We start from the raw sequence: 20,998 nt of genomic DNA on the forward strand, positions 1-20,998 counted from the left end.
TTGGCCGCCGCCCGATAGCGGAGACCAGCATGCGGGACCAGATCCTGATCGAAATGAAGAGCGTGCAGAAGCGGTACGGCGGGTACCAAGCTCTCCGCAACGTCGATCTCACCGTGCGCAAGGGCGAAAAGATCGTGCTCTGCGGTCCGTCCGGTTCGGGCAAGTCGACGCTGATCCGCTGTATCAACCGCCTGGAGGAGATCCAGCAGGGCAGCATTGTAGTGAATGGTCATCGCCTGGACGACAGCATCAAGGCTATCGATGTCGTACGTCAGGACATCGGAATGGTCTTTCAGAGCTTCAACCTTTTTCCGCATATGACGGTCTTGCAGAACTGTACACTCGCGCCTATTCGCGCGCGCCGCATCAGCAAGACCGAGGCGGAAGAGACCGCACGAAAATACCTTGAGCGCGTGCGCATCGGTGATCAGGCCGAGAAGTATCCAGCCCAACTTTCGGGCGGCCAGCAACAGCGCGTCGCGATTGCGCGTGCGCTCTGCATGCAGCCCAAGGTGATGCTGTTTGACGAGCCGACCTCGGCTCTCGATCCCGAAATGGTCAAGGAGGTACTCGATACGATGATAGGCCTCGCCAACGACGGCATGACCATGATCTGCGTCACCCACGAGATGGGCTTTGCCCGCCAGGTTGCTGATCGTGTGATTTTCATGGCCGAAGGCCAGATCATCGAAGAAGGCGCGCCCGACGCTTTCTTCCGCAATCCACAGCACGCCCGCACCAAGCAGTTCCTTGGTGAGATCCTCGCCCATCACTGAACGGAGTTCTTCTATGAGTCGTCTTGTCTACGTCCTCAACGGGCCAAATCTCAATTTGCTTGGCAAGCGCCAGCCCCACATCTACGGTCACGAGACGCTTGCGGATGTGGAGCGGGATTGCCGAGCGCTAGCCAAGGAGCTTGGCCTGGAGATTCGCTTTCATCAATCCAACAGAGAATACGAGCTGATCGACTGGATCCACGAGGCGCGCGAGACGGCTGCCGGCATCGTAATGAATCCCGCGGCTTTCACCCATACGTCGGTCGCCATCCTGGATGCTTTGAACACGTTCGAGGGGACAATGATCGAGGTGCACATTTCCAACGTGCACAAACGCGAGGAATTCCGCCACCACTCGTTTGTCTCCAAACGAGCTGATGGGGTCATCGCAGGCTTCGGCACTCAGGGTTATCTGCTCGGCTTGCGTCGTGTGGCCAAGCTGCTTGATGAGAAGAAGGGATAGCATCGTATGAGTGCACCCGTCCCCCTGTCAGTGATGGGAGCGGGTCTCATCGGCAAGCGGCACATCGAACACGTTCTCGCGCGGCCGGAGGCGATATTGTCGTCGATCGTCGATCCGACGCCGGTGGCCCGAGAGTTGGCGGTTTCCACGCTGGAGCACGATCCTGTACGATCGCGTTCGCTGGATGATCGGCGCGAAGGGCGCTCGCGGATTTCTCCGCTTGGGGTTCAGAGATCGACGACACTGCTCGGCAACCTGCGCCCCCGTGGCGACGGCGAGTCATGATCAAAGCGAATCGGCGAACTCGATCATTCGACGGCGCTGATCGGGATCGGGCAACGGGCCACGCATCGCGCCAGCGTTGTCCGTCATGTGGCTGGGATCGCCGGTCCCGGGGATCACGGCGGTCACACGCGAGTCGGCGAGCAGATATTTCAGGAAGAACTGTCCCCACGAGTTCGCGAACACTCGCGCCCAGTCCGGCAATTCCTTGCCGCGCACCGCCTTGAACAATCTGCCATTGCCGTAAGGCAAGGCCGTCAACACGCCGGCTCTGATTTCGGCCGCCAGTGGCAGGATGGCTTTTTCAGCCCCGCGGTTGTCGAGTGAATAGTCGATCTGGACGAAATCAGGTTTCTCCCGTTCCAGCACGGCCTCGAGCGCGGGATAGTCGCGGCGGAACGTCGAAGTGATGCCGACATAGCGGCATAGGCCTTGTTTCTTCCACTCCCTGAAGCGTTCGAGAGATTGTTGCTTGCTCCTGACGTTGTGGAGCTGCAGCAGATCAACGCTTGCGGTCTTCAGTCGAGCCAGGGATCGCTTGAGTTCCCGGGCGTCGGGCGACTCGAGCTTGGTGGCGAGGAAGAGCTTGTCGCGCAGTCCTGCCGTTGCCGTGACCTGGCCCAGCACGCTCTCCGCGTCGCCGTAGGTTGACGCCGTGTCGATCAGCCGTCCGCCATTCTTGATCAGCGCCTGCACGATCGCATCGGCCTTGCTGCGGGTCGCTTCGTTGTTATCATCGAAAACATAGGCGGTGCCTAGTCCAACGGCGGGAATGCGCTCGCCGCTGGTGGGAATCGCACGGGTGAGGGGCTGTGTCTCCGTTTGGGTTTGGGCAACGGCTCTGGTCGATACCAGAAATCCGCCGGTGAGTGCAGCAAGGTCGCGGCGGGTCACTTGGCGGGTCATTCGGATCGGCATGCCGGCGCTCCTTCGTCATCTGCTTTCGTCGAAAGACGCTCCTGCGTTCGCCCCAGCGCGGTCGAGAGAAGGACCCAGCCCGCTGCGATCGGCAGCGCGCAGAGCGCGATGGCGCCAAGCTTGAGTCCCAGCGCCTGCAGGCTGTGATAGACCCAGCCATACAGCGCGTCGGAGCCGCGGTAGATCACCACGTCGATCAGGTTCTTGGCCTTGTACTTTTCCTCGCGTCCAACCACGGTGAAGAAGACCTGCCGCGCCGGATTTGCGATTGCAAAATTCATCCAGCGCTGTGCGACCTGGAGTGCCACCACGACCGACAGGCTCGGCGCAATCGCCAGCGCGCCGAAGCCCACGACATAGATGGCGGGCAAAGCCGCGGCCGAAATGCCAGTGCCGAAGCGCTCGAGGAATGCGGCGGTGGCGAAAACCTGTGTTGCCAGGCTCAAGAGGCCCACCGCGAGATCGATAGCTGCAAACAGGCGGGTTTGCGCTGCCGCGTCGTGCATCGTTGCCGACACGATGTTGGCCTGCGCGAAATACGCAATCGTCGCGCCAAACGAAAGCAAGCTGACCCAGCCGGCCACACCCACGAGATAGGGCGAGCGTATCAGTTCGGACAAGCCTGCGAACGCGCTGCCGCCAATGCGCTGCTGTGGAGCATCTACTTCCGCCGGTGGTTCGGCCACGCGCTCAATTCGCTGAACGCAGAGCACAGCCAGTTCAAGCAAGATGGCGGCCGCGATCAAGAGGTTGATCGGACCGAGCGGCCCGGACAGCCAGATCGTGATGATGGGACCCAGAAGCCCGCCAGCCGTCCCTCCAGCACCGATGAACCCGAACAGGCGCTTGCCCTGCTCCGACGTAAAGAGATCAGCCATGAACGACCAGAACACCGCGACCGCAAACAGGTTGAAGACGCTGACCCAGACGAAGAACACGCGCGCCACGATAACTTTTTCGACGTCCAGGAACAGCAACAGCCAAAACAGAAGGAGGTTGGCGACGAAGAAGTGGTAGACGATCGGAATAAACCTGATCCGCGGCAACCTCGCCACCAGCGCTCCGTAGATCGGTTGTGCGACGAGCAGGCTGACAAAGGTGGCCGTGAACAGCCAGGGCAGGTTTTTGGTCCCGCCCGCAATGCCCATCTGATCGCGCAGCGGACGCAGCACGTAGTATGCGGCGAGCAAGGTGAAGAAATACGCGAACGACCACAGCGCCGTTTGCCGCTCTCGCGCGGTACCGGGCACCGTGCGCTGCAGCCAGTCGCCGAGAGCCGCTGCGGAAGCCATCATGGTGCCAGCGACAGCTTCTGCCTGAGCTCCGCGGCGCTCACATTCTGACCATATCCCGGCGCGCCGCGCTGAAAGCGGCTCGCATCGGCCAGTTTGCCGACCTCCACCGGATCAAAGCCGGCGTCGCGCACCAGTTGCGCTGCGACCTGGACTGCCTCCTGATCATCGCCCGCAATCGGCACCGCGAGCCTGGGGGCGGGCCGCTTCGCTTCCTGTTCAAAGATCCTGTAGTTGAGCGTGTTGAAGGCGCGCACCAGCCTCGCGCCGGGCAGATACTTCTGCGATGTAACACCGATGCCGCTGCGCTCGACCTCGTCGGCAATGGCGCCGTCGCGGCTGGCCACGGCGTTGTTGGCATCGAGCACGATCTTCCCCGCCAGCGATTTGCCGTAATCCCTGCTGATCTGCGGCAGCGCGCCGTAAGGCACGGCAATGAAGACGACATCGCCAAATGCAATGGCCTGATCGACTGTGCCGGCCTGTGCAAGTGGGCCGAGGCGCGCGACGAGGTCCCGCAACTCCTCCGGATGACGCGATGAAAAGAAGACGGGATGGCCTGCCCCGATCCAAAGGCTGCCGATCGTGCTGCCGACGTGACCCGCGCCGATAATGCCGATTTTCATCTTCGGACCAGCAGCGTCCTGACCCGATGCGGTCGTCGGTCGGAGCGCCGCCTGGAGGATCAGCGCTCCTGCAGCGCCCAACAGTCCGCGGCGACCGCGATCAATAGTGACATGCTTGAACATCAGCACACCAGTCGCAAATGACAGCAAACTCGTCGCTAACGTTTCACAGCGCGAAACGTGACATAAACTAGCCGTCAGGTATTGGCGGCTCGCGCAGAGTTGATCATTTGCCCCGGATTTCGAACGCTTGCCGCTACTGGCTAGCGGCCGGCGGATCTATCTGGGGCGGCTCGAGGGAGCGGCATTCGTCTTCGGTTCGGGAATAGGTGGCACGTCATCCTTTACGCTGCACTGTTTGACATAGGACTCTTCCGTCATATCGCGTTTCATCATCGCTTCCCGATCGGCCCTCCACTCCTCCTCGCAATCCTCAACTGTCTTCGAGCTCTGTCCGTCTGTCTTGTCGGGTGCGGATCTGGGAGCAGTAGCCGGGTTTGGCTTGGCAGTCTCCGCAAGTGCGGTGCAGTGCAGGATCGTTATCCCAGCAAGTGCGCAAGAGATCAAAAGAAGGTGCCTTTTCACCCTTCGACTCCTGTCGCCGTATCGCGAAGAACTTTCCTAAACGCTGGGCCAGTCGTGATATCGCCCAAAGCCAATTCGAACTTTTCGCGCCTGTTCCTCCAACGAACTGTCAGTTGCTGAAACTTGATCGATATTTCTTCATGGCCCACTTCCGACCAAACCAATTTGGACTCGCGTCGGCTCGTTGGGCCAGACCGCGACTGGTCTATAGGGGGCGGGATCGCGCCCGCTGAGTTAGTTGGCAACCGGCGCCGCGTCTCCGCTTACGTGTTGGAGGTGCTGGTCCAACACCGTCGTGGATCTTCCGCTTATGCAATGAACCTCGGAATTTCCTGATCGATCAATCGCAAGAAGCGTGTGTTGCGTGCCTCCGCAACCACCGATACTTGTGATATCGGCGCAGGCGACCCGGAAGGCTCTCCTTTTGCGCTTTGGGAACCAGTTTGCAGCGGGTTCAGGCAGGCCATAAGGATGCTTCCCAGCGAGCTGGGCCGCGAGCCAATAACGAGCCAATAATAAGGCGGGCTCTCGCGATTGTGGATTTCGCGATGCAGCGAACCTCCACCACCGTGCCAAGCGCTCGCCACCCTGCGAAGGACCAAACAGTCGTTCGTCGTGTCCGTAATTGCGTATGATATTCCCTCCCTGGGCACCATTCCGCTGATTTTGCCCAATCTTCTGGCGCGCAACGGCGGAGCTCCGCCGGTGACGCCGCTCCCGCCCATCGAGGCAGCGTCTCACTGTACGCCCCGGGCGGCGGCTGATATGCTTTTTTCATTGGGACAGTAGATTGCAGTCCGCACGACAGACTTCGCGAGCTGGCTTTTCTGATCGACGATCGATCGCGCTCGCAGTTTCCTGGCTAAACGAATTCAACGCTCAACGTCATTGTTACAATTATCAAGCGGCTGCCTCGTCCTGCTCATATTGGGAGATGTGCCATGGCTGCACCGGACTGGCGTCTCGAAGGCGAATGGATCAAGAATTGCAATTGTGCATTTGGCTGTCCCTGCGATTTCAATGCCCGGCCGACGCACGGCTTTTGCAAAGGGCTGGTCGGCATGAGGATCACCAAAGGGCATTTCGAGGGCACCAAGCTCGACGGCCTCTGTTTCGCGGCCACGGTCGACTTCCCGGGAGCGCTGCATGAAGGCAACGGGAAGATGCAGCCCATCATCGATGAGCGCGCGAGCCCAGAGCAGCGCCAGGCGCTGTTCAACATTTTCTCCGGCAAGTATTCGGCCGAAGGCACGCTGTTCCAGATTCTCAGCCTGATCGTGACCACCGTTCACGATCCGCTGTTTGTGCCGTTCGAATTTTCCTTCGACAAGAACGGACGCGTCGCGAGGCTCGTCGCCAAGGGCGTGCTGGAGACGGAGGTCGAGCCGATCAAGAATCCGGTGACGGGCGCTCCTCATCGAATTCAGGTCGTGATGCCCGAAGGCTTCGAACACCGCGGCGCCGAGGTCGCCTCTGCCAACATCAGCTCGACCGGCGCGATCAAGTTCGAAACGAAGGGCACGCACAGCTCGCTCGCCACCATCGCGCAGACGCCGGAGGGTGTTGCCGCCTGATCGGCTGAATTCGCTGTCCGATTTGCCGCGCTGTCAGTCAGGTGGCCTCATGACCGAGCTGAGACTGCTCGAACACGTGCTGCGCCGCGATCGCCTGGTCGTTGCGATCGGGCTTGTCGCGGTGGTGGCGCTGGCCTGGACCTACCTGGCCGTCGGCGCCGGCATGGATATCGAGATGATGGCCGAGATGCCGGACATGGAGCCGATGCCATGGACGCCTGTCTATGCCGCGCTCTTGTTCGCCATGTGGTGGGTGATGATGATCGCGATGATGGTGCCGAGTGCGGCGCCCACCGTGCTGTTGTACGCGGCCGTCAAGCGCAAGGAGCGCACCCCCTCTGCTGCAATCGAAGCCTGGGTCTTTCTCGCCGGCTATCTCGCGATATGGGCCGGGTTCAGCCTCGTTGCTGTCCTGGCACAATGGCTGCTCGAGCACGCCGGGCTCCTGTCAATGGCGATGGCAAGCACAAGCGCGGTGTTGGGCGGCGTCATCCTGCTGGCCGCAGGGCTCTACCAGTTCACGCCGCTCAAGGCCGCCTGCCTTCGCTACTGTCAGAGCCCGCTATTGTTCCTCAGCCAGCACTGGCGCCCCGGCGCGATGGGCGCGTTCGGCATGGGGATTCGCCACGGCGGCTATTGTGCCGGCTGCTGCTGGTTTCTGATGGCTCTGCTGTTCGTCAGCGGCGTGATGAATCTGATCTGGATCATCGGCATTGCGCTCTATGTCGCCTGCGAGAAATTGCTGCCGCTCGGCCGCAGGCTGAGCCAGGCGGCCGGCGTGGCCCTCATCCTGTCCGGCGCGGTCGCGCTTGCGCGCGGGATGTGAGATGCGAAAGGACGCGGCATCAACCGGATCGACTGCCATTGCGGCGGTTTCAGTGATTGAGAGGGGGTGACGTCACGAATTTGAGAACGCGAGCATTTTGAAAATTCATCGAGCAACCCATCGCATTCCATTTCCCAAGGAGCAGGTTCATGGCATCCAATCTTGAGATTGCAAAAAGGGGCTACGAGCTTTTCCAGCAGGGCGACATTCCGACCCTCGTCAACGACCTTATCGATGACGGCTGCACCTGGATAACACCCGGTCCGAGGGACAAGTTGCTGTGGGCTGGTCATTTCAAGGGCAAGCAGGAGATTGCCGGCTTCTTCGCGAAGGTCGCCGAGAATGTCGACTTCAGCGAGTTTGCGCCGCGCGAAATGATCGAGCAGGGCGATACCGTCGTTGTGCTCGGCGTATCGTCCGGGCGAATGAAAAAGACGGGCAAGGTCAGCAAGAACGAATGGGCCCATGTGCTGAAATACAGCCAGGGAAAGCTGGTGTTTTTCCAGGAATATTACGACACCGCTGCGGAAGTCGCCGCAATGTCGTAACATGCGGCGAGATCGGAGGGCGCCGCGTGGCGCCCCTTCGGTTTCCCAGGACGTGTGCTCCCAAATCGGGGATGTCTGCCTTCGAAGGCCAAGCGGAGATGCGGCTCCGATCACGGAATGTCGCCTTGTGGACCCTGAGCGGCCATGCACACGAATGGCGCGTCGTCGCGCGCCATCCGCTCCTACCATCAACTCTTGCAAAAGAAACGGACCTTAAGCCTTCAGGTCCGTGATCCGCATAATCGCGACCACACTCCCGTCGTTGTGCGCCTGTTCTTTTGTTTCCTTGTTGCAGGTCCAGACAAAGTTCTTCTTGCCCGTAAAAGTCTTTCCGTCCTGCTCAAGCCGAAGCTCCCCTTCGGTGATGTGGCAGACCATGGCATTCATCATCGGAGGCCCCATGGTCTTCGACCCCGGCTGTATAATGATATCGCGCATTGAGACGGTCTTAAAACCTGGGATCAGGGATGGTGTCTCGCCTTCATATTCACGCACCACGACACCTGGCCAAGGCGTCGTATCCTTGTAGCCTGTGGCTTGAGCGGCGGCTGGCTTGATCATGGCAGCCGAAGCTGCTGCCAACCCGATTCCCAGTGCGGATCTTCGATCGACTTTGGTCATCGCTTTTCTCCCGACATACCGAACAAGCCGCTGCAAAAGCAGCGCGCAAAGTTCGTGGTGAACGGTGGTGCGAAACCGAAAAAAGAAACGGTCTCTAGGAGAGCGTGCCTGCCGATAGCACCAGTGCTGCTCGTTTGCCCGGACGGTGATGTCGGCACGTCCCGCTTCAAGGGCCGTGACATTCTACGTCACCTGATGCATTCGGGAAACAAGCGGGTCGCACGAGAACACTGCGCCCCTTTGGAAGGTACGGAATTGCCCCCAAAGCGCACATTGACCCGGCATGGATCGACAATACACTTCCGGTAGTTCAATCCCGGAGCGATGTCATGGCGAGCTTCGTTCAGTTCTTGCAGCATTCTGGTGTGTACGCCGCGCAAAGCTTCATGATCGTCCCTCGGGGAGGCTTCAACCTGGTTTGCCTCCGCGACAGCAAGGACGTTCGCCTATCGTATGATCGCGATCGGTTACAGATCGACGATGTGCGCCTCGAGCACGTCGAACGCGTCGCTCAGGAATACATCGACACTCGCTTCAGGAAGCAAAGAAGCCAGGAGCGCGAAGATCAGTTGCTGCGACTGCGTACAGCGCTCTATGCCGCCGCACGGCCAGAGGGCCTTGCGCGCGCCCTCAAGGTCTCGGCCAAAGGTGTCGGTATTCCAGAACTCAAAGCCATGCGCGGCAACACAGGCATCAAGTTGGAGGTCGCCATTCTGCCACGCAAAGAGTTCAAGATCGCGTTCAAATTCCTCAAGCACCTCGATCATTCGGGCAAAGTGATCAACGCCACGAAATGGACGCCGGATGATGTGCCCTGGCTTCTCACCAAGCTGAACTGGACGTTCGGGGCTCAGGCGAACATCTTTTTCACCCTTGTCGATGCGACATGGTTTACGGTCCAGAAAGCCCTGGAGCCAAAAATATCGCGGGATGTCTTTCGAAAAGATATCGTGCCGTTCAAGAGGCGCGACGCCGATCTCACGTGCTTTCTCGTCGGCGACTATGATGCAATGGACAATGAGGCGGCGGGCGAGTTTCTGCCTGATCAGCAGGTATGCGTGGTTGTCGATCAGGGCAATCCACCCGTGTTCGATTACGGCGAAGCGTTCATCGGCGTCATGGCGCACGAGGTCGGTCACTTTTTGCACCACAAACGGAACATGCCCGGGAGTGGACACCATGACCGAAGCGGTATTTTGCTTTCCAGCGGCATGGAAGGCCTATCTCTGGACAAGCAGCTCGTCAGCGACCTCAACGCGTGGTGAGAGCGCTCGATCTCGACTTCCTTTCGGCACGTTGAGGCCACGGTCAGCGAAAACAGGGCGGACCTTGTGATAGCGAGAGCGGAGCTCCGGAAGTGGCATGAGCCAATCCGGGCCCCGCTGTGCACCCGGCAATTTCAGGCCTTGTGATGAACAGTCTGCAGGCCGTAGACCGGCGTCGGGATGCTCTCGTAGCGCGCCTTCAACTGCAGGGATAGGAATTGCGAGTAATGCCGCGACTGATGCAGATTGCCGCCGTGGAACCAAAGTCCTTCCTGCTGCGTCGGTTTCCACATGTTGCGCTGCTCACCTTCCCATGGACCGGGGTCCTTTGTCGTATTCGAGCCGAGGCCCCAGACCTTGCCGACTTTGTCGGCCATTTCCCGACTCACGAGATCGGCGACAAAGCCATTCATCGAGCTGTAGCCGGTGGCATAGACGATCACGTCCGCTGGCAATTCCTTGCCGTTGTCGAGCCTGACGCCGTTGGGCGTGATTTCCTCGACCTGGCCAGCGAACAGTTTGATTTTGCCGTCAATGATGAGCTGCGAGGCGCCGACGTCGATGTAATAGCCCGAGCCGCGGCGCAGATACTTCATGAATAGCCCGGAATCGTCGTCACCGAAGTCGAGCCTGAAGCCTGCCTTCTCGAGCCCGGCATAGAAGGCGGCGTCGTCCTGGCGGATCTTGTCGTAGACCGGCTTTTGAAACTGATTCAAGATCCGGTATGGCAGCGAGGCGAAGAGCAGATCGGCCTTCGCCGTCGTCATTCCGCTGCGGACGGCACGTTCGGAATAAAGATCGCCAAGGGTCTCCATCAGCGTATCCGAGCGCACAATGTGCGTCGTCGAGCGCTGCACCATCGTTACGTCGATGCCGGCCTCGTACAGTGCAGCACAGATGTCATGGGCCGAATTGTTCGAGCCGATCACCACCACCGTCTTGCCTTTGCAGCCGTCGGAACCGGGATGGCGTGAGGAATGGTGTTGCTCGCCCTTGAAGGTTTCCATGCCTTTGATTTTCGGCATGTTCGGCTTGGCCGACATCCCGGTTGCGAACACAAGCTGCTTGGGTCGCAGCGTGATCTCCTTGCCATCGCGTTCGACGACGACGGTCCATTCCTTCCTGGTGTCGTCCCAACTGGCGCGTTTGGCCGTGGTGTTCGTCCAGTAGTTCAGCTCCATGACCTTGGTGTACATTTCCAGCCAGTCGCCGATCTTGTCCTTGGGCGAGAACACCGGCCAGTTCTTGGGGAAATCAATATACGGCAGATGATCGTACCAGACAGGGTCGTGCAGGCAGAGCGACTTGTAGCGGTTGCGCCAGGAATCGCCGGCGCGTGCGTTTTTCTCGGCGATGATCGTCGGCACTCCGAGCTGGCGCAGCCGCGCCCCGAGCGCAATGCCGCCTTGTCCGCCGCCGATGATAAGCACGTAGGGCTGGGTCTTGAAGCCGAGTTGCTCGACTTCTTCGTCACGCAGTTCCTTCCAGGTCTTGGCGCCGGGATTGACGCCGTGCCTGGCGCCGAGCGGTCGGCTGAAGCCAGCCTTTTCCTCATGGCCTTTGAGTTCGGACATGGTCGTCAAGAGCGTCCAGATGTCGCCGTTCTGCAGGCGGAGGAGGCCATATCCGCGCGCGACCGCGGTCTCGAACGAGATCCAAGACTCGGTCACGCCGCCAGTCTCGGTTGGCACTTCACCCTCGGCGATTTTCCAGTTGCGCGGCTTCACGTGCGCAAGGCAATGCGCGAGCATGTCGCGGATCTGATCGCGGCCTTCCATTGTCTTTATGTTCCAGGTGAAGGCAGCAAGGTCGCGCCAGTAGCATTCCGGAGCGAACATCCCCACGGCGGCGTCGAGATCGCCCGCCGCAAGCGCGGCTTCAAACTTGTCGAGGAAAACCTGGACGCGCGCGCTAAGCGTGGTGTCGAGCATCACTTCCTCCCGGATGTCGTCGCAATTTTTTGCAAGTTTTTCTGCACAGGCGGCGTGAGCTTACCCGAAATATCGCGGGAATCCAGACTGCGCGGCCTGCGGCAGGGTACAACGGTCAAGGCGCTGAAAGGGCTTCGTCTTTCAGAGCCTTGAAGTCAGTCACTCGTGAGCGACGAGCGCGGCGCCGCCGGTCGCTCATGACCTCAAAGCAGTCCCAGCCTGGCGGTGCGATTTTTTCCGAAGTCGCATAGTCGGGCGTCGCAAGCGTCCATAGGCTACCGCCAGACGTGGCGTGTTGCGCCACGGTCCAACCGCAAGGAGCAAGCCATGATGAACCTGAAAGTTCTTGGCGCGGTCGTGATTGCAGCATCCGCCCTGTCCAGCTCTGCTGCACTGGCGCAGGCCGCCCTCGCCAATCCGGACACCTGTGAAGCAGAATTTGCCAATTGCACGGGTCTTGGAACCGGGAATGCCTACACCGGCGGCTATGGATATCGGAAGTCATCTCGGCGAACAGCTCAGCGCCAGCCCGCGGCGGCCGGCGCTGCTGTAGGAACTGCGGGTGCTGCCGTCGGCGGCTGGGGCAATTCCTACGCCATGTACGGCGGCGAATACGGCTGGAGCGGCAACTGGAATACGTATGCCGCCCGCAACGGCATCGTCTGCAGGCCCGGCACCTATTTCAAGGGTGCTGGCGGTGTCCGGCAACTCTGCCAATAGATCATCCGCTCTGAGGCTAAATCAGGCGGCCCCAAAGGGCCGCCTGATTCATGCCGGACTGTGGCGTCCGGAGTAGGTCAGCATCGACGCTGCCGGGTTACGGCACGTGCGAGCACGCTGCGGCATCTCGATCGGACTCAACCGAAAATAACGTCAGATTGCCGCTTGCGACACACCGTCAAAGAAGTACAGCCGGTCGGGATTCAGCGCGAGGCGAAGGCTGTCATGCACTTTCGCTTTGACGGTCGGCTCCACTGCCGCCACCATCGTGGTGGGGCCCACCTTCACGTCCAGGAGAATCTGAGAGCCGAGTTTCTCGATGACTTCGACCACGGCATTGAAGCTCTGGTCCGCCATATCGCTGCCAGATGCGACGTGTAGATCCTCCGGCCTGATCCCGAGCGTGACATTTTCTCCCATGCGCCGCCGGAGCCGGCCCGCGATCCCGTCCGGCAGCTTGATGCGGATGCCCTCATGGCGGGCCCAGAGGGCGCCCTCGGCATCGGCTATTTCCACCGTCGCGAAGTTCATGGCTGGGGAGCCGATGAAGCCTGCGACGAAGCGGTTGGCGGGCTCGTTGTAGAGCTCGAGCGGCTCGCCCACCTGCTGAACCAAACCGTCCTTCATGACGACGACGCGATCGCCGAGCGTCATCGCTTCGACCTGATCGTGGGTCACGTAGATTGCGGTGGTGCCGAGGCGGTCGTGAATCTTCTTGATCTCCACCCGCATCTGGATGCGCAGCTTGGCGTCGAGGTTCGATAGCGGCTCGTCGAACAGGAACACCTGCGGATGCCGCACGATGGCGCGGCCCAGAGCGACGCGCTGCCGCTGGCCGCCGGACAACTGCCGCGGCTTGCGTTTCAGGTGTTCCTGGATGCCAAGGATTTCGGCCGCGGCCTGCACGCGTTTTGCGATCTCGACGTGATCGAACCCCCGCATCTTCAGGCCGAAGGCCATGTTGTCGTAGACGCTCATGTGCGGGTAAAGCGCGTAGTTCTGGAACACCATGGCGATGTCACGGTCCATCGGGGGCAGTTCGTTGACGACCCTGTCGCCGATCAAGATCTCGCCCGACGTGATCGATTCGAGTCCGGCCACCATGCGGAGCGTCGTCGTTTTGCCGCAGCCCGAGGGACCGACAAGAACCACGAATTCCTTGTCGCGAATCTCGAGACTCACGTCCTTAACGGCATGGACCCCGTCAAACTTCTTGTTCAAGTTCCGTATGATGACCCGCGCCATGGCTCACCCTTCGACGGATTTGTGGTCACCCTTTGCGGTCACCCTTTGACGGAGCCGGTGATCCCGGCGACGTAGTACTCGACGAAGAAAGAATAAATCAGGGCCACCGGCACCGAACCGAGAAGGGCCCCCGCCATCAGCGAGCCCCAGTAGAACACGTCGCCGCGGACAAGCTCCGAAGTGATGCCGACGGAGACCGTCTTCTGCTCAGGCGACGACAGGAAGACGAGGGCATAGATGAACTCGTTCCACGACAGGGTGAAGGCGAAGATTCCGGCCGAGAGAATGCCCGGCACGGCGACCGGGAAGACGATGTAGACCATCGCTTGCCAGCGCGTCGCGCCGTCGATGCGCGCACATTCCTCGAGCTCGCGCGGGATCGCCTTGAAGTAGCCCATCAGCAGCCAGGTGCAGAACGGGATGAGGAAGGTGGGGTATGTGAGGATGAGCGCCCAGGGCGTATCGCCGAGGCGAAAGTTGCGGATGATATCGGCGAGCGGAATGAACAGCAGCGTTTGCGGCACAAGATAGGTGATGAAGATGCCGGTGCCGAGGCTGCCGGCAAACGGAAATTTGAGCCGGGAGAGAGCATAGCCGGCGAGGAGCCCGCAGAAGAGCGAGATCGCGGTGGCAGCTACGGAGATGAAGAAGGTGTTCAGCATCCACCTGCTGAACAGTGTCTCGTCCAGGAGATAGCGGATATGGTCAAGGGTCGGATGGAGCGTCCAGAACGGCGTGTAGTTCGGCGCCATCCACGGCCGATAGAGCTCGGCGTCCGGCCGCACCGTCGTCACCATCATCCAATAGAAGGGGAAAAGCAGCCCGAGCACGAACAGCGCGAGCGGCAGATTGAAGAAGACCCAACGACGCCAGCGCGCACCTTCTATCATCAGTGTGTCTCCACGCGGCGGATATAGAGGAGCTGCACGACGACGACGACGAGCAACACCGGGAACATGGCGAGCGATATCGCCGCGCCTTCGCCGAGCAGACCCGTGCCGACGCCGATCTGATAGGCATATGTGGCGAAGAGCTGCGTGGCGTTGGCCGGCCCGCCGCCGGTCAAGACATAGACGAGCTGGAAATCGGCGAATGTCTGGATCACCGAGAACAGCACAACGACCATGGTGACCGGCAGCAGCAGGGGCCAGGTGATGTAGCGGAAGCGTTGCCAGGGCCGCGCTCCATCGATCGCGGCCGCCTCGGCCAGCTCCGGGCTGATGGTCTGCAAGCCAGCGAGCAGGCTGATTGCGTAGAACGGCACGCCGCGCCAGACATTGACGATCATCACGGAGATGAGCGCAAGTCCGGGGTCGCCCAGCCAATTGATGCGGGTGCGGATGATGCCGAGGTGAAACAGCGTCCAGTTGATGACGCTGAAGGTCGGATCGAACATCCACTTCCAGGCAAAGGTCGAGAGCACGGTCGGGATGATGAAGGGCAACAGGACGAAGGCGCGGGTCAAGGCCTTGGCCCTGAAATGGCGGTTGAGCAGCAGAGCAAGCCACAAGCCGAGCGCCAGCTTGAAGACGGTCGTTACCGCCGTGTAGAGGATGGTGTTCCAGACAGCGATGCGGAAGATGCTGTCATTCATCAGCACCGCGAAATTCTGCAGTCCGACGAAGTTTCCGGGCACGCCGACCTTGGCGTCGGTCACGGCCAGCAGCACGCCCTTGATGAAGGGATAGGCGATGAAGAGGCCGAGCAGCACCGCCGTCGGCAGCAGCAGGAAGAAAGCGAACCAGGGCTCGTGCTCGAGAACCCGCGTGATCGGCCCGCGCCGCGGCGCGGCCACATAGGGTCTTGCAGCGGCGACGGAGTCGACGGCCATCGAGCGAATCTCCGAACGGCTGCCGGAGCGCTGCGGCCCACGGGCCGCAGCGCCGAGGCGAAAGCAAACCTAGCGCGCCGAACAAGCGGCTTCAAGCGGCATAAATCCTGGCGACCTCGTCGTGCGCCCATTTCACCGCGTCCTGTGCCGGCATGCCCTGGATCGCCTTTGCAGTCATGTCGACCACGATGTACTTGCTCAGTACCTCGGCCGCGCGGCGGTCGGCCGGTCCGGCGTAGCCAGGGAAGCGTCCGGCCCGCGCGGCCGTCCGGAAGGGCAGCATCACGGGGTCCTTGTCCCAGAGCTTGTCCTGCTCCCAAACCGTGGTCGCCCCGACGGAATAGCCCTGCTGCGAATCGAACCATGCCTGATAGACCGGTTTCGAGGTGATCCAGCGCAGGAACTCCTTGCCGGCCTTGGGGTCCTTCACATACTTCATCAGCATGTTCGACATCGGCAAATGATAGCCGAACTGGCCGGCGGTGCCCTTGGGTAGCGGCGCGTGCAGGATGTCCTGCCAGAGCGGGGCGCCGGTTTCGGTCAGATAGACCGCGGGCTTGCGCTTGGCCTCGAGATAGATCGAGGCGCCGTTCAACGTGGAGCTGATCGTGCCCGCGAGGAAGGCCCGGTTGTTGCTGCTGTCGTCCCAGGCGAGCCCGCCCTCATCGTAAGCGTCGTTCCAGAAGCCGACGGCGAACTTGACGGAATCGACCGTTGCGTTGGAGTTCAACACGACCGTCTTGCCGTCCGCTTCGACCTCCTTGCCGCCCCATGACCAAAGATAGGGATAGGCATAAGTCGGCGGGTCGCCGAAGCTGTGGCCGACCGTTTGCCCGAGGGGGCGGCCCTTCGCCTTGAGCTTCTTGCCGGCCTCGCGATATTCCTCCCAGGTTTGCGGGAACTTTGGAGCGTCGTATCCGATCTCCGCGAACCAGGACTTGCGGTATGCCAATTGCGCGCCGAGCACGCACCAGGGGACTGCGATCCATTTCTTGCCGTCATTGGCGACGACACGTGATTCCTCGTAGAAGCCGCCCTGCGCCTTGCCTATCTCCTCGGCTACGTCGCTGACGTCGGCGACGCTCTCGGGGTAGAGCTGCGCCCAGTTGTTGAGCGCGCAGATCACGTCGGGTCCGGTGCCGGACTGAATCGCCGAGGTGGTGCGTGCCTGGATGTCGTTGCCGTTGATCATTTCAATGTTGAGCTTGATGCCGAGTGCCTTGCTGCATTCGGGAACGATCACCTTGCGCAGCACCTCGTCCGAGGCAGGAACGAAATCGTTCCAGCGAAGCCAATGAATCGTCGTTGCCTGGGCGTAGGCGGGTGCCTGTTTCAGCGCAAGAATTGAGGCTATTCCACCGGCCCTTGCCGCGACCGCACCGCCGCCAGAAAGCTTGAGCATCTCACGCCGACTTATGCGAGCCATGGTCTTCCCTCCCTGTTGTCTTGTGAGCTGGGCTGAATTCTCCTCTCCTGGAAGTCCGTAAGAAATTTGGGCGTAGCGGGCTCGAGATTCAACGTGCTGGTCACGCCGCTGGAAGGATTACTCCTTCGGGGGCGATCCTGGCCCTTCGCAATCGCGTGCGATTGGGCAAGACGGATGGTTGCAACGCAGCGCCAAGCTCGCCCACTTCGGCAAGGCTCGCCCGCTTCGGGAAGAAGCTCCGGCAAGAGCGTGCAGCGCGATTTGTGGGCCGGTGAATCTGGCCCGTTGCGATTCTACCGGGCGGGTCGGCGATCAAGATTATAAAGCAGTTTCAATGATATATGTGTTCGTGGCTCTGCCGGAGGCCCTTTGAGGGCTGAAAGAACACAAGACGCCCTCCTCGACGTCGTCCTGGTGAACCGTCTGGATCCCGCGCGGGCGCTTGCGCTCGTCGCGATTGCCCAAGGGAGTGGTTTGGGGAAGACTCGCTGTCCGGTACTGCTACCGATCCCCACGGCCGGATTGCGCGGCATGGATCCTGGCCTTTCGCCAGGACGACATCGGAGATGTGGTCAGGGCCGTAGCGGGGATGAGCGAAGCGACCATGCGGAGCCCGTTACCCCATCCACAGGCGCTGCCACAACTTCCGTCATTGCGAGCGCAGCGAAGCAATCCAGAATCCCACCGCGGAGAGACTCTGGATTGCTTCGTCGCTGCGCTCCTCGCAATGACGACGTTGAGAGAGCACTGGTTAGGGCTGTAGCAGGGATCAGCGACCTGTCCGCCGACATCACAAAGAGGCGGGTCATCGAATTGAGCAGTTGACCCGCTCCAACGTCGATTCCCCGTAGACTGCCTCGACGCCTAACTCAGTCGAATATGCTTTGTGTTCGGTCTGCCCTTTGGGCAACTCGGATTTGACGTCGGCGAAGCAGCCTTGGCCATTCACTGAAACGATGCGTGTCTCATCCCCTGCGTGATAAGTTCGCCGAATGGTCTGCCGGTCCACGACGCGATACTTGCCGACGCCCAGCCGTTGCTGACTCGTGGTCGGGGATTTTGCGCGCTGCCCGTAGGTTCGGTGCTCATCGCTAACCGTTCCATCTGGGTGGAGCACGATGTGTGTTGTGTTACGCCCATGCTTCAGCATGGGAGACGGTCGAATGCGTTGATGCCGCACCACGAAGTCGACAGTAATTAAAGTATCCCGCTCTTGCCGTACCCGGCGACATCGGTCCCGCCGCCAAAACCAAGACCATCATCAATCCACGCATCGTGGCCAGCCCCCTCTGGCGATCCAATTCTATTCGATCCTGGAGCCACGCACACCTCCCTTGTGCTATTGCTGCTCCCACTCCCCCCGCGAGGCCGCCCCATGCTCCCCGTTCCCGCCGACATCTTCACCGAACCCGACGACGTCTCTCCCGACGGGCTCGCCAATCTTGGACCGCTCCGCCGTCTCGCCGGGATCTGGCAGGCCGACAAGGGGATCGACATCAATCCCAAGGCCGAGGGGCCGGAGCGGCGGACCTTCATCGAGCATATCCGGATGGACCCGATCGATCCGCAGGCCAACGGGCCGCAGCTCTTTTACGGGCTGCGCTATCACATCCACATCAACACGCCCGAAGAAGACATCACCTTCCACGACCAGGTTGGCTACTGGCTGTGGGAGCCGGCGACCGGGCTCGTCATGCAGACGCTGGCTATACCGCGCGGGCAGGTGCTGCTGGCGTCGGGCACGGCCGGGCCGGATGACAAGAAACTCTCCGTCACGGCGAAGCGTGGCGAGACCGCCTACGGGATCTGTTCGACCGAATTTTTGGAACGGGCCTTCCGCACCGACAGTTACCGCTGCGACATCACATTCAACGATGATGGAAGCTGGACCTACCTCATTCAGACCGAGCTTTTCGTGAGAGGCGCGCCGTTCAATCATCACGACACCAACACGCTCAAGCTCGTGGCGCCGCCTAAACTCAATCCGCTGGCGGTGATCCTGAAAGATCGCGCCAAGCGCGGCGGACCGGCGGCTTGAGAGTATCCCGGAGTTTTGCATGAAACCGCATGTCATCTGCCTGATGGCTTCGAGTGTCGATGGTCGCACACATCACAGCCGCTGGCGGCCGAAGGGAGCGGGGTCGGAGTGGTTCGAGCGGATCCATGACGAACTCGGCGGCGACGCCTGGCTGATCGGTCGCGTCACCGGCTCGGAGTTCGCCAAGGGTAAGCCGTATCCCGTGGCGACGACCGCGACGTTCCCGCGCGAAAACTGGTTCGCGCAGCGCGATGCCAAAACCTCCGAGAGCAAGGCCTATGGCGTCGTGCTCGACGCCCGCGGCAAGATCGGTTGGGGCCGTTCGGACATCGGCGGCGATCCGATCGTGGTGGTGCTGACCGAGAGCGTGCCGGACGCGCATCTCGCCGGGCTGCGGGGCGAGGGCGTGTCCTACATCTTTGCCGGCAAATCGGAGATCGATCTGGCGCTGACGCTCGAGATTCTCAATCGCGAGCTTGGGGTGAAGCGTCTCCTGCTCGAAGGCGGTGGTACTGCCAATGGCGCGTTCCTGCGCGCCGGCCTGGTCGACGAACTCAACCTGATCCTGTGTCCCGCGGTGGATGGCGCCAGGGGCGCGCCGATCGTGTTCGACTCGACGGACGCCGAGAGCGAGCAGCGCGCGCCCGTCACCGCAATGACGCTTGAGAGCACGCGGCCGCTCGGCGGCGGCGTCCTGCTGCTGCGCTATCTGATCCAGAACGATCCGCAAGCCGTGGCCAGGTAAAGCGCCGGCATGTCGCGAAGATCATCAAAGCACGTTGTCATCGTCGGTGCCGGCGCGGCCGGCCTGATGGTGGCCCGCGAGCTGGCGCGCGCAGGAACGCACGTGACGATCCTGGAGGCGCGCGAGCGCTGCGGCGGGCGCATCCACCCGCTGCCCGCATCGGAGTTCGGGTACGCCGCCGATGGCGGCGCCGAATTCGTCCATGGCGAGGCGCCGGTCACGCGCGGTCTCGTGCGCGAGGCGAAGCTGTCGCTCGAGGAGATCGCAGGCACGCAATGGACGTTTGACGGCCAGACGCTCATCCGCGAGGGCCGCCTCGATCCGCATGAGGCGGAGCTTCAAGCGGTGTTGCGCGAGCTCAAGGACGATATGACCGTCGCCGACTTCCTGCGCCGCCATTTTGCCGGGGATGAATACGAGCGGCTGCGGCACGCCATCGGGCGGATGGTCCAGGGCTACGACGCCGCCGACCCCGAGCGCGCCAGCGTGCTGGCGCTGCGCGACGAATGGATGGGTGGTGGGCACCGCCCGCAGGGGCGGATCGTCGGCGGCTATGGCACGCTCGTCGACTATCTCACGGCAGAGTGCCGCAAGCATGGCGCTGCGATCCGTTTCGGCTCCGTCGTCTCGGCGATCGAGGAGCGAGGACGTGCAGTGGGCGTCCGCTGCGTCAATGGCGAGGTGCACGCCTGCGATACCGTGATTCTCACCGTGCCGCTGCCGCTGTTGCAGGGAATCGCGCTTCCGCCACGCGCGCGCAGCAAGGCGGCGGCCGCAGCCGACATCGGCTTCGGCAACGTCGTCAAGATCCTCTTGCGCTTCGAGCGGCCATGGTGGCGCGACAGGAAGGAGGACCTCGGCAATCTCACCTTCCTGTTGTCGAATGAGACGATCCCGGTGTGGTGGACGCAGCGTCCTTCGATGCGTCCCGTACTGACCGGCTGGTTCGGCGGCCCGCGGACGGCAGAACTCTCTAGCCTCGATCCGCAGGCTCTGATCGACGCGGGGCTGGATTCGCTCGCAACCATCTTCGGCCTGTCGCGCCAGGATATCGCGCGCGGCCTTGTGGCGGGTGTTGCGATCAACTGGGCGCAGGATCCGTTTGCGCGGGGCGCCTATTCCTGGGCGACACCGCGGACGCGCGATGCGCAGGCGATACTGTCGCGCGCTGATGGCGCGGTCCTCTTCTCCGGCGAAGCACTCTATCGCGGCCGCGACATGGGAACGGTCGAGGCGGCGCTGGCGAGCGGCCTCGAGACGGCGCGGATGATTTTGCTCGGGTAGAA

The 20,998-nt window shown here is 61.4% G+C and carries 19 protein-coding genes and 1 pseudogene; 11 read left to right on the forward strand and 9 right to left on the reverse strand.

All coding sequences use genetic code 11. The features are described from left to right. The first annotated feature begins 29 nt into the window (after window positions 1-29). The 3 genes and pseudogenes from MTX21_RS29195 to MTX21_RS29205 all read left to right on the forward strand — a co-directional run. Window positions 30-776, forward strand: a complete 747-nt coding sequence (locus MTX21_RS29195; RefSeq protein ID WP_280968084.1) for an amino acid ABC transporter ATP-binding protein — start codon at window positions 30-32, stop codon at window positions 774-776. Window positions 777-789: 13 nt separating this feature from the next. Continuing rightward, entirely contained in the window at window positions 790-1,239 is a 450-nt protein-coding gene (aroQ, locus tag MTX21_RS29200) for a type II 3-dehydroquinate dehydratase (RefSeq protein ID WP_280968085.1), read from the forward strand. A 6-nt stretch (window positions 1,240-1,245) separates the two neighbouring features. Beyond that, window positions 1,246-1,380: pseudogene (locus MTX21_RS29205) on the forward strand (gfo/Idh/MocA family oxidoreductase); the annotation flags it as partial. 144 nt (window positions 1,381-1,524) lie between these two features. Here MTX21_RS29205 and MTX21_RS29210 read toward each other — a convergent pair. Genes MTX21_RS29210 through MTX21_RS29220 form a run of 3 tightly spaced genes read right to left on the reverse strand, consistent with a single transcriptional unit; the run spans window position 1,525 to window position 4,357 of the window. Further along, complete coding sequence (locus MTX21_RS29210; RefSeq protein WP_280968086.1) at window positions 1,525-2,439, reverse strand: aldo/keto reductase; 915 nt, start codon at window positions 2,437-2,439, stop codon at window positions 1,525-1,527. Next, on the reverse strand, window positions 2,424-3,734 hold the full coding sequence (locus MTX21_RS29215; RefSeq protein WP_280968087.1) for an MFS transporter: 1,311 nt from the start codon (window positions 3,732-3,734) through the stop codon (window positions 2,424-2,426). Before MTX21_RS29215 ends, MTX21_RS29210 begins: the two co-directional genes overlap by 16 nt. Continuing rightward, window positions 3,731-4,357 (reverse strand): NADPH-dependent F420 reductase, encoded by a 627-nt coding sequence (locus tag MTX21_RS29220; protein ID WP_280968088.1) that lies wholly within the window; start codon window positions 4,355-4,357, stop codon window positions 3,731-3,733. The genes MTX21_RS29215 and MTX21_RS29220 overlap by 4 nt, the downstream gene beginning before the upstream one ends. 1,526 nt (window positions 4,358-5,883) lie before the next feature. Here MTX21_RS29220 and MTX21_RS29225 point away from each other — a divergent pair. The 3 genes from MTX21_RS29225 to MTX21_RS29235 all read left to right on the forward strand — a co-directional run bounded on the left by MTX21_RS29225 (window position 5,884) and on the right by MTX21_RS29235 (window position 7,890). Further along, a complete protein-coding gene (locus tag MTX21_RS29225; RefSeq protein WP_280968089.1) occupies window positions 5,884-6,516 on the forward strand; it encodes a DUF1326 domain-containing protein in 633 nt (210 codons plus the stop codon). A gap of 49 nt (window positions 6,517-6,565) precedes the next feature. After that, on the forward strand, window positions 6,566-7,342 hold the full coding sequence (locus MTX21_RS29230; protein WP_280968090.1) for a DUF2182 domain-containing protein: 777 nt from the start codon (window positions 6,566-6,568) through the stop codon (window positions 7,340-7,342). A 149-nt stretch (window positions 7,343-7,491) separates the two neighbouring features. Next, on the forward strand, window positions 7,492-7,890 hold the full coding sequence (locus MTX21_RS29235; protein WP_280968091.1) for a nuclear transport factor 2 family protein: 399 nt from the start codon (window positions 7,492-7,494) through the stop codon (window positions 7,888-7,890). A gap of 213 nt (window positions 7,891-8,103) precedes the next feature. Here the strand turns inward: MTX21_RS29235 and MTX21_RS29240 are convergent, their stop codons facing one another. Next, window positions 8,104-8,511 (reverse strand): hypothetical protein, encoded by a 408-nt coding sequence (locus MTX21_RS29240; RefSeq protein ID WP_280968092.1) that lies wholly within the window; start codon window positions 8,509-8,511, stop codon window positions 8,104-8,106. A 329-nt stretch (window positions 8,512-8,840) separates the two neighbouring features. Here MTX21_RS29240 and MTX21_RS29245 point away from each other — a divergent pair, with 329 nt between their 5' ends. Then, a complete protein-coding gene (locus MTX21_RS29245; RefSeq protein ID WP_280968093.1) occupies window positions 8,841-9,776 on the forward strand; it encodes a hypothetical protein in 936 nt (311 codons plus the stop codon). Window positions 9,777-9,910: 134 nt separating this feature from the next. Here MTX21_RS29245 and MTX21_RS29250 read toward each other — a convergent pair whose 3' ends face one another. Next, a complete protein-coding gene (locus MTX21_RS29250) occupies window positions 9,911-11,707 on the reverse strand; it encodes an NAD(P)/FAD-dependent oxidoreductase (RefSeq protein WP_280968094.1) in 1,797 nt (598 codons plus the stop codon). Between the two features lie 327 nt (window positions 11,708-12,034). On the opposite strand from MTX21_RS29250, the gene MTX21_RS29255 reads away from it, so the two are divergent. Next, the gene (locus MTX21_RS29255; protein WP_280968095.1) at window positions 12,035-12,427 is read left to right on the forward strand and encodes a hypothetical protein; all 393 of its coding nucleotides are present in this window, start codon (window positions 12,035-12,037) and stop codon (window positions 12,425-12,427) included. Window positions 12,428-12,580: 153 nt separating this feature from the next. Here the strand turns inward: MTX21_RS29255 and ugpC are convergent, their stop codons facing one another. The 4 genes from ugpC to MTX21_RS29275 form a co-directional block, all read right to left on the reverse strand. After that, window positions 12,581-13,672 carry a sn-glycerol-3-phosphate ABC transporter ATP-binding protein UgpC gene (ugpC, locus tag MTX21_RS29260; RefSeq protein ID WP_280968096.1) on the reverse strand — a complete coding sequence of 364 codons (1,092 nt, stop codon included), beginning with the start codon at window positions 13,670-13,672 and terminating at the stop codon, window positions 12,581-12,583. A 38-nt stretch (window positions 13,673-13,710) separates the two neighbouring features. Next, window positions 13,711-14,562, reverse strand: a complete 852-nt coding sequence (locus tag MTX21_RS29265; RefSeq protein WP_280968097.1) for a carbohydrate ABC transporter permease — start codon at window positions 14,560-14,562, stop codon at window positions 13,711-13,713. Then, the gene (locus MTX21_RS29270; protein WP_280968098.1) at window positions 14,562-15,503 is read right to left on the reverse strand and encodes a sugar ABC transporter permease; all 942 of its coding nucleotides are present in this window, start codon (window positions 15,501-15,503) and stop codon (window positions 14,562-14,564) included. Before MTX21_RS29270 ends, MTX21_RS29265 begins: the two co-directional genes overlap by 1 nt. A gap of 91 nt (window positions 15,504-15,594) precedes the next feature. Further along, complete coding sequence (locus tag MTX21_RS29275; protein ID WP_280968099.1) at window positions 15,595-16,929, reverse strand: extracellular solute-binding protein; 1,335 nt, start codon at window positions 16,927-16,929, stop codon at window positions 15,595-15,597. A 1,375-nt stretch (window positions 16,930-18,304) separates the two neighbouring features. On the opposite strand from MTX21_RS29275, the gene MTX21_RS29280 reads away from it, so the two are divergent. The 3 genes from MTX21_RS29280 to MTX21_RS29290 are packed head-to-tail and all read left to right on the forward strand — an operon-like array spanning window position 18,305 to window position 20,996. Further along, the gene (locus tag MTX21_RS29280) at window positions 18,305-18,967 is read left to right on the forward strand and encodes a heme-binding beta-barrel domain-containing protein (RefSeq protein ID WP_280968100.1); all 663 of its coding nucleotides are present in this window, start codon (window positions 18,305-18,307) and stop codon (window positions 18,965-18,967) included. A 19-nt stretch (window positions 18,968-18,986) separates the two neighbouring features. Continuing rightward, the gene (locus tag MTX21_RS29285) at window positions 18,987-19,712 is read left to right on the forward strand and encodes a RibD family protein (protein WP_280968101.1); all 726 of its coding nucleotides are present in this window, start codon (window positions 18,987-18,989) and stop codon (window positions 19,710-19,712) included. Between the two features lie 9 nt (window positions 19,713-19,721). Then, the gene (locus tag MTX21_RS29290; protein ID WP_280968102.1) at window positions 19,722-20,996 is read left to right on the forward strand and encodes an NAD(P)/FAD-dependent oxidoreductase; all 1,275 of its coding nucleotides are present in this window, start codon (window positions 19,722-19,724) and stop codon (window positions 20,994-20,996) included. Window positions 20,997-20,998 lie beyond the last annotated feature (2 nt).

Origin of the sequence: Bradyrhizobium sp. ISRA430, from assembly GCF_029909975.1 — a bacterium.
Classification (GTDB): Bacteria; Pseudomonadota; Alphaproteobacteria; order Rhizobiales; family Xanthobacteraceae; genus Bradyrhizobium.

What these genes read in the sequence shown, in the direction of transcription:
- MTX21_RS29270 (WP_280968098.1), bottom strand. Translation starts at nt 15,503, where the DNA reads ATGGCCGTCGACTCCGTCGCCGCTGCAAGACCCTATGTGGCCGCGCCG.
- MTX21_RS29235 (WP_280968091.1), top strand. Translation starts at nt 7,492, where the DNA reads ATGGCATCCAATCTTGAGATTGCAAAAAGGGGCTACGAGCTTTTCCAG.
- MTX21_RS29265 (WP_280968097.1), bottom strand. Translation starts at nt 14,562, where the DNA reads ATGATAGAAGGTGCGCGCTGGCGTCGTTGGGTCTTCTTCAATCTGCCG.
- MTX21_RS29225 (WP_280968089.1), top strand. Translation starts at nt 5,884, where the DNA reads ATGGCTGCACCGGACTGGCGTCTCGAAGGCGAATGGATCAAGAATTGC.
- MTX21_RS29215 (WP_280968087.1), bottom strand. Translation starts at nt 3,734, where the DNA reads ATGATGGCTTCCGCAGCGGCTCTCGGCGACTGGCTGCAGCGCACGGTG.
- MTX21_RS29280 (WP_280968100.1), top strand. Translation starts at nt 18,305, where the DNA reads ATGCTCCCCGTTCCCGCCGACATCTTCACCGAACCCGACGACGTCTCT.
- MTX21_RS29290 (WP_280968102.1), top strand. Translation starts at nt 19,722, where the DNA reads ATGTCGCGAAGATCATCAAAGCACGTTGTCATCGTCGGTGCCGGCGCG.
- MTX21_RS29285 (WP_280968101.1), top strand. Translation starts at nt 18,987, where the DNA reads ATGAAACCGCATGTCATCTGCCTGATGGCTTCGAGTGTCGATGGTCGC.
- MTX21_RS29275 (WP_280968099.1), bottom strand. Translation starts at nt 16,929, where the DNA reads ATGGCTCGCATAAGTCGGCGTGAGATGCTCAAGCTTTCTGGCGGCGGT.
- MTX21_RS29240 (WP_280968092.1), bottom strand. Translation starts at nt 8,511, where the DNA reads ATGACCAAAGTCGATCGAAGATCCGCACTGGGAATCGGGTTGGCAGCA.
- MTX21_RS29250 (WP_280968094.1), bottom strand. Translation starts at nt 11,707, where the DNA reads ATGCTCGACACCACGCTTAGCGCGCGCGTCCAGGTTTTCCTCGACAAG.
- MTX21_RS29245 (WP_280968093.1), top strand. Translation starts at nt 8,841, where the DNA reads ATGGCGAGCTTCGTTCAGTTCTTGCAGCATTCTGGTGTGTACGCCGCG.
- MTX21_RS29255 (WP_280968095.1), top strand. Translation starts at nt 12,035, where the DNA reads ATGATGAACCTGAAAGTTCTTGGCGCGGTCGTGATTGCAGCATCCGCC.
- MTX21_RS29195 (WP_280968084.1), top strand. Translation starts at nt 30, where the DNA reads ATGCGGGACCAGATCCTGATCGAAATGAAGAGCGTGCAGAAGCGGTAC.
- ugpC (WP_280968096.1), bottom strand. Translation starts at nt 13,672, where the DNA reads ATGGCGCGGGTCATCATACGGAACTTGAACAAGAAGTTTGACGGGGTC.
- MTX21_RS29220 (WP_280968088.1), bottom strand. Translation starts at nt 4,357, where the DNA reads ATGAAAATCGGCATTATCGGCGCGGGTCACGTCGGCAGCACGATCGGC.
- aroQ (WP_280968085.1), top strand. Translation starts at nt 790, where the DNA reads ATGAGTCGTCTTGTCTACGTCCTCAACGGGCCAAATCTCAATTTGCTT.
- MTX21_RS29210 (WP_280968086.1), bottom strand. Translation starts at nt 2,439, where the DNA reads ATGCCGATCCGAATGACCCGCCAAGTGACCCGCCGCGACCTTGCTGCA.
- MTX21_RS29230 (WP_280968090.1), top strand. Translation starts at nt 6,566, where the DNA reads ATGACCGAGCTGAGACTGCTCGAACACGTGCTGCGCCGCGATCGCCTG.